This is a genomic window from Acetobacterium sp. (genome assembly GCF_039830195.1).
GTDB lineage: Bacteria > Bacillota > Clostridia > Eubacteriales > Eubacteriaceae > Acetobacterium.
Window position 1 is genome coordinate 23,749 of sequence record NZ_JBDODG010000029.1, and the last position, 6,145, is coordinate 29,893.

General features: G+C 43.0%; 7 protein-coding genes. All 7 read right to left on the reverse strand.

The window, feature by feature from the left end:
- Nucleotides 1-7 precede the first annotated feature (7 nt).
- The 7 genes from rhuM to ABGU93_RS08640 all read right to left on the reverse strand — a co-directional run bounded on the left by rhuM (nt 8) and on the right by ABGU93_RS08640 (nt 5,947).
- The gene (rhuM, locus tag ABGU93_RS08610; protein WP_347413056.1) at nt 8-217 is read right to left on the reverse strand and encodes a RhuM family protein; all 210 of its coding nucleotides are present in this window, start codon (nt 215-217) and stop codon (nt 8-10) included.
- Complete coding sequence (locus ABGU93_RS08615) at nt 180-782, reverse strand: hypothetical protein (protein WP_347413057.1); 603 nt, start codon at nt 780-782, stop codon at nt 180-182. The genes rhuM and ABGU93_RS08615 overlap by 38 nt, the downstream gene beginning before the upstream one ends.
- Nucleotides 783-1,185: 403 nt before the next feature.
- On the reverse strand, nt 1,186-1,623 hold the full coding sequence (locus ABGU93_RS08620) for a hypothetical protein (protein ID WP_347413058.1): 438 nt from the start codon (nt 1,621-1,623) through the stop codon (nt 1,186-1,188).
- A gap of 182 nt (nt 1,624-1,805) precedes the next feature.
- Nucleotides 1,806-2,846 (reverse strand): acetolactate decarboxylase, encoded by a 1,041-nt coding sequence (locus ABGU93_RS08625; protein WP_347413059.1) that lies wholly within the window; start codon nt 2,844-2,846, stop codon nt 1,806-1,808.
- 239 nt (nt 2,847-3,085) lie between these two features.
- Nucleotides 3,086-3,643, reverse strand: a complete 558-nt coding sequence (locus ABGU93_RS08630; protein WP_347413060.1) for a hypothetical protein — start codon at nt 3,641-3,643, stop codon at nt 3,086-3,088.
- A 178-nt stretch (nt 3,644-3,821) separates the two neighbouring features.
- Nucleotides 3,822-5,282 carry a helix-turn-helix transcriptional regulator gene (locus tag ABGU93_RS08635; protein ID WP_347413061.1) on the reverse strand — a complete coding sequence of 487 codons (1,461 nt, stop codon included), beginning with the start codon at nt 5,280-5,282 and terminating at the stop codon, nt 3,822-3,824.
- A gap of 113 nt (nt 5,283-5,395) precedes the next feature.
- Nucleotides 5,396-5,947 carry a DUF4357 domain-containing protein gene (locus ABGU93_RS08640; protein ID WP_347413062.1) on the reverse strand — a complete coding sequence of 184 codons (552 nt, stop codon included), beginning with the start codon at nt 5,945-5,947 and terminating at the stop codon, nt 5,396-5,398.
- Nucleotides 5,948-6,145: the final 198 nt, after the last annotated feature.

Genomic DNA, 6,145 nt, shown 5'->3' on the forward strand with positions numbered 1-6,145 from the left:
ATGTAAATTACTTGACGATTTCAGTTGTCCACTTCCAAAATTGAACGGCCTTTTCAGAATTCACTTTATACCCCAACGCAACAATTGCCGATAAGTTATAATGCTTGGTATTGTAGTTTTTACCGTCTGATCCAGTTATTCGAAAATTTCGAATAACTGGATTTTTAATAAGTTCATTATCAGCAAATATCTTTTTTAATCGGATCATCATATCCATTTGGAGTATAGCGTATCATCATGTTATTGGCGGCGATTCGCTCGTTGGAAAAATATTCAATGTGATACTTAATGATGGGGATCTTCAGCAGTTCAAGCCAGCCATTATAAACACCATCGATAAAGGCCTGACGCCACTCTGAGCGGCGGTCAATCATTACACAACCATGAATCTGCTCTTTTTCAATCACAAGTGAGAAGACACCATTTTCGAGATGGGGTTCAAAGGGGTAGGTCCGGCATTGAATCGGACGATGATCTCTTAAGCAACCTTCTGCCAGATGGCAATAGATATAATAATATTTCTTTATTTTAGGGGGCATATTGTAGTCCCGATGACGGTGCAGATCGCAATCGGTCACGACCTCGCTTTGCATATATTCATATTCAAGGGGTAACAAATACATGCCCAATCGCTTACCGTCGACATCAATTCGGCGGCAACAATGATAACCGCATTGTTCACCACAATCACCCTCGATGATCGCTTCATCCATCAACTGATAGGCTTTTTTAAAAATGGCTTGATAGTCCATTCGCATTGATTTTTTATTTTTATCTGTCAACTTGTGCTCCGATCTTTTATATCTGTAAAACCATCTTGCATGGTGGCTTGGTCACTAGCTTGGGGGCAGGAAGTTAATTTGAGCCAAGGCACCTGGCTCCTAATCCAGTTATCCGGAAATTCCGGTTAACTAGACTGTCCCTCGCTTTGAACTGTCAACTGATCGTTGACACTTGCTTTTTCCTGCAATCATTCTACCTGGCCCTAGGTTCGTGAACTTTATTTTTTAGGTTTATTTATCCTATAATTATCGAGATCAATGATACCATTGCCAAATATGTTAAGTGACAGGATCACCACCCTACTTTACTGTATTTTTAGGTGTTTCGAATGCCAGACCCCAATTCATCCACCAGTCCGATCTCCTTATCCGCTCATAAGTTAGTGTCGGGCACTATTTCTTTCTATACCGATGGCTGCACCCGTTTCCAGGTTTGCACTGAACCCACCTCACCAGTATTTGCCACGCTGGTAATCGTGATGGTGTCAGGATCTTCCAGACTGATATTTATATTCATTTCAAACCATAGGGTTTCTTTTGTTTCTGTATTTTTCCCAAGATCCTCAAAAACATACAAACCCGATTTCAATTTTTTCACATTTTTCCATTTGGTATCGCCAATCCGATAACCGATACGCTCCAATTCGGGACCCATTTCAATGATCAATCCACGATAGCCATCATCAAGCACTTCCACATTGACCACCAGACCATTGAACATGTTATCCGGTTCTACCCGCTGCCACTTTCCCACCAAAATGTCTTTCTTTTGGGGAAAACATCCGGTACTGATCATTGCGATTAATACCAATAGCAACAGTACCTGCACTTTTTTTCTCATTGTTCTACCTCCGATCTTTTTTGATCCCAGCGGTTTTCTTTCAGCTTGATGGCATCCGGCCATTTATCCTGTCGTGCCGTTTATTTTACAGTCAATAAGTTGGTGTCGGGCACAGATCCCCCTCTTATTTAATCTGAATACGTTTATATGATGGTGTCAGGAACGACTTCCTTTTTAAGTGTTTAGGGCTTGATTAGCACCAGTTCTTTTTTGACACTAAAGGTAACCATCAGACTTTGCACCCATAGATCATTGACATGACCCCCCACCTTTAAATCGTCGGAGAGAAAATGAAAATGCCAACCCACTACGTTTAAGCCATTGGCCGAGGGGGGACAAAAAACACCGACCAGTCGCCCGCGAATCTCTTGAAAGGTATAGATAGCCTGTTTTCTGATAATCAGGTTCAGCTCCTGATAGGGTTTCGTGACCGGCCAGACCCCGTGGACCACCATTTCCTGAAAAACGCCGGTCAAACAGGCAATAACCGGGGCCTGGGTATTTTGGGTCAGCGCCGTCAATCGTTCCATCAGGGTTTTTATATCTCCATTAATTTTGCAATCATAACTTTTTTCGTCATCCAGAAAACCCAAGGTCGCAAAAGGGGTTGTTTCCCTTCGGGTTGCCCGTTCAACCCGGCAATCCCCCAAAGCCCGATAAGCAATTCCATCAAGAACAATCATTTCACCGTTAAGGGCGTGGTAAGTTCCAAAACCGGTATCGCCATAGCTTAACATTTCTTCAATGGACACAAGCCCATCATATCCCTTATTCTGAAAGTGTGCCAGGCTTGATACCTGAAATAAATTCTGCATGTCAGCGTTTATCTTTTTTATAAGACTTATAATCTGACCTCTAAAATCTTTTAATTCCTGCAAAGAGTCTTTTATCTCCCCTTGAACCCTGATATCAGTAAAGATATTGTCAAACCATAAATCAAAAGCATGATCGCCTAATGTGTCGCTAATCTCGGATGGCAAGCGCATATTCACGTCTTCAAGCTCTTTGTTAAGCGTGTTGAGTGAGCTGCTTATCGCTTGCAGATCCATATTGGCATCTTGGATTTTCCCTCTTTTCATCCAGCTTGAAAAGAAGTCGCCACCAAATAAATCCCACAAACCCCAAGATGAAGCACTTTCGAGTGATGATAAGGCATGATCGATTCTCTCGATGACTTCTTCCGCTGCTCTCTTTGCTTCTTTCAATTCTTTTAATTGATCCATTTTTTAATCCCTCTACTAATCATAATTATTAATCTATTGCATCGATGACTAAACGATGACAAACACCGCCACGACCAATTATAAAAACCATTGTTTTGGCACCAATGTTGATTTTTTCAAATACAGACTGAATAGGCTGCTTCCAGCTGATGCTGGATGGGACCGGGCACCTTATTAGGCACCATCACATCATCGGTTCTTTCAAAATGTCCGACTTAACCAATTGATAATGTTCTTGCTCAAATCCTCGCCAAGGCATATTTATCCATTTCGTGGTTAAGCAACTTCATGATCGTCAACTCGTCGATGGCGTCAGTCAGGGCGTTGTGCAATTCGCAGTATTCCCGCTCCGCACTTAACATCCGGTATACGCTCTCGACACCGTAACCGCGCTTCAATCTGCCGGTGCGGCAGCATTCGGCACCATCGGGGATGCTGGGATTATGCTGTCGATACGCCGCCACCTTCATAATATCATACCAGTCCAGATGTCGTAATTCTGGCAGATGCCGGTAGTCAAACGCGGCGTTGTAGGCAAACATCGCCACGGCCTGATAATCAGAAAGAAAATACTGCAATTCGGCCACTGCTTTTTCCCGGGAACACTCCAAGTCCGGTTTGATGCCGTTGGCATACAAGGCGTCGCTGTACATCCCGCCATGATCCTTAAACGGCGTGAGGATGTAATAGCGTTTGTCAACCAACGCGAAGGTCTCTGTATCAGCGATGACCATTCCAATGGACATCACCGCATCATCCCAGGTTGTCTCCGTGTCAATTACAGCAAATTTGCTCATTTTTTTCTCCTTTGTTCGTAATGCTTTTTTCTTTTATAATCAGTTTTTTTCTTTAGAGGGGGCTGCGTACGAGGTCAGCATAACATCACCGTCCCCATATGTAGCCCGTCACCTAGTGTTCTACCTTAAGTTATATTGAGCCTGGCGCCGTAAAACGAAAGTCTGGGCGCAAAGGCTGTTACACTTCACACTGCTGCATAAGGCGATCCAGTTCAGCCAGGGTTTGCTCTTTTGGTAATACATAGCTGCTCTTAATCATATTGGTAAAAAAGTCATCAAAGGCGGCAACCACGCTGGGCTCATAAATTTCAAAGGCTTTAAAAACCAGCTGATTATTTTTGCGGTAGTGCAAAATTACACGAATCAGATTCTGCTCATTGGAAAATTCGGTAGAGCCGTTCATAAAGATCTGTTCCTCATCGATGGCATAATAAGAGCGGCGATTGTTGGCCAGATCATCCCGAACCAATCGGAGCAGGTATAAGCGATCAGCGGGTTTGACAACGTCATAGACTTCATCAGGAAAGTTCAAACGTCCATCTTTCATAAACTGCTCAAGGTTTTTTAGTGAAAATACATTGATGATATTGGGGTTTTCTCGTTGGATATTGGCATAATGATTGACAGCTATCTCCAGCAGCGTTTGATAATAGGGAAAATCTTTATTCATATTTGCTTCAAGCAGTTCCCGGTCAATGTAGTAGGCAAAACAGGGTAAGGGCTCCACCACATGCTTTAACTGGCGGATCTGTTCCATGGTATAGACCTCAAACAAATCGGTACTTTCTTCAATAAAGGACTGAGACTTGGCAACCAGGCGGTCAAACTCGGCGCGATACACATCGATGATGGCCGCACCCCGATAAAATACCGCCTGTTCAAAATCTGCTGAAATGGTGATGACCCGTTCGGAAGTCAAGATAAAATACGGAAACAGCGCCGTTACTGGAGTCCAGACTGGACTTTCAGGCGAAAAATAGTAATAACAGGAACGATAATTCACATTTTCCAGTAGGGACAGGGCGATCAGATGTCGAAGGGCCGCCAACGCCTGATCCGGTTCGTCGGCCGCTGCCTGTTGACGGAACCCCAACACATCCGCGAGGTTCAGTTTTTTCTTATTACCCATCATCTGCTGAAAAATGTAGTCATATACCTTACTTTCAGTATGGGGAATACACAATTTCAGGTCTGGTTGGGGGGCCGAAAAAAGTTCCTGATCGATGCTGTTTTCAATCAAATTCAAAACCGCCATTGGATCGGAGCAGATTTCAATGGGCTCGGTGGCCGGCTGATTTTCCCGGTCGCAGCTTTTCCGGTTTACTTCTTTTGAAAAGGGAATCTTATATTCGGTGAGTTCAGAAATCATTTCAATCAGATCAAAGATCTGCCGACGACTGTAACTGACTGTCTCCCCGACCCGGGCGATTTCCAGCAGTTGGGCGAGTTCATCCTGCTCAACTGGCGAAAGCCGTAAAGCCCGGCTCAGATTGCTGAAAAACTCCGAGGTTGGCAGGCGCTCACCGGATTTTATCCGTTGCAGGGTGGACCGATTGATGCCGCCAATTTCGGCCAAAGACGCAACGGTTTCACCGCTCTCGCTAATCAATTCTTCAACTCTTTTGCTAAATAAAGTCATCTGTCCTCCTGGGATTTTGATGTAAAATGATGCTTAGATATTGCGGGTATTTTGGGGTAGTGAGTCACTATTATGTTAAGATAAAGCTGCCAACATCTAGCAAGAATTTAGAACTACTTGTTTCTAAGTTCATCGAGACCCTTGAAAAATTTCCAGCCATTTTCAGACAATCCGGTAATCAGATCCGCCGGTGCTGATGGCGACTTAAACGCAATATTCACCTGCGTGATCAACTTCCCATCAATTTCTTTAACCTTCTCGTTTGCGATATAGCTGTCAATAATCTCATTGCCCCTGTCAAAGCGCCTGCTGTTTTTCCATTCTTTTGTTGATTCTGGCGGTCTTTTAATCTCGCTGCCAGATGCCAAAACAAATTTCCCGTCCTGCACAAACAGTTTAGCGTGATGTTTAGGTGAAGGACGATAATATTTAACTTTTTCCGGTGAGGCTTTTACTTCATCGAGATCAACTCCTTCTGCACTCAGTAAAAACACAATCTGATTAATGAACGATTCCAGATTTGGGAGGTCATAAACACTGATGTTGGGTTTATTAGGTCTGAGATCTTTATTGGTTAAAACATAGCTGCTTTCCTTAAATTTTTGTATGAAATCATATTCCAAATAGTCAATCGATAATTTGTCAAAACTATTATTATCCGTCACAAAAAGAATGGCATAGGTCCAAAAGTCTTTACCTCTAACATGTTCTTCGATCCGCTGAATCCCATTAACAGATTGGCCAATGTAAACAAGATTCTCATCTTCACTGTCATTAAACAGAAAGTAAATGGCATAATTAAGGGCATATTGTTAATTGTCAAATTATAAGTGTCAAAACAGTCCTGATTTAATCAAATTATT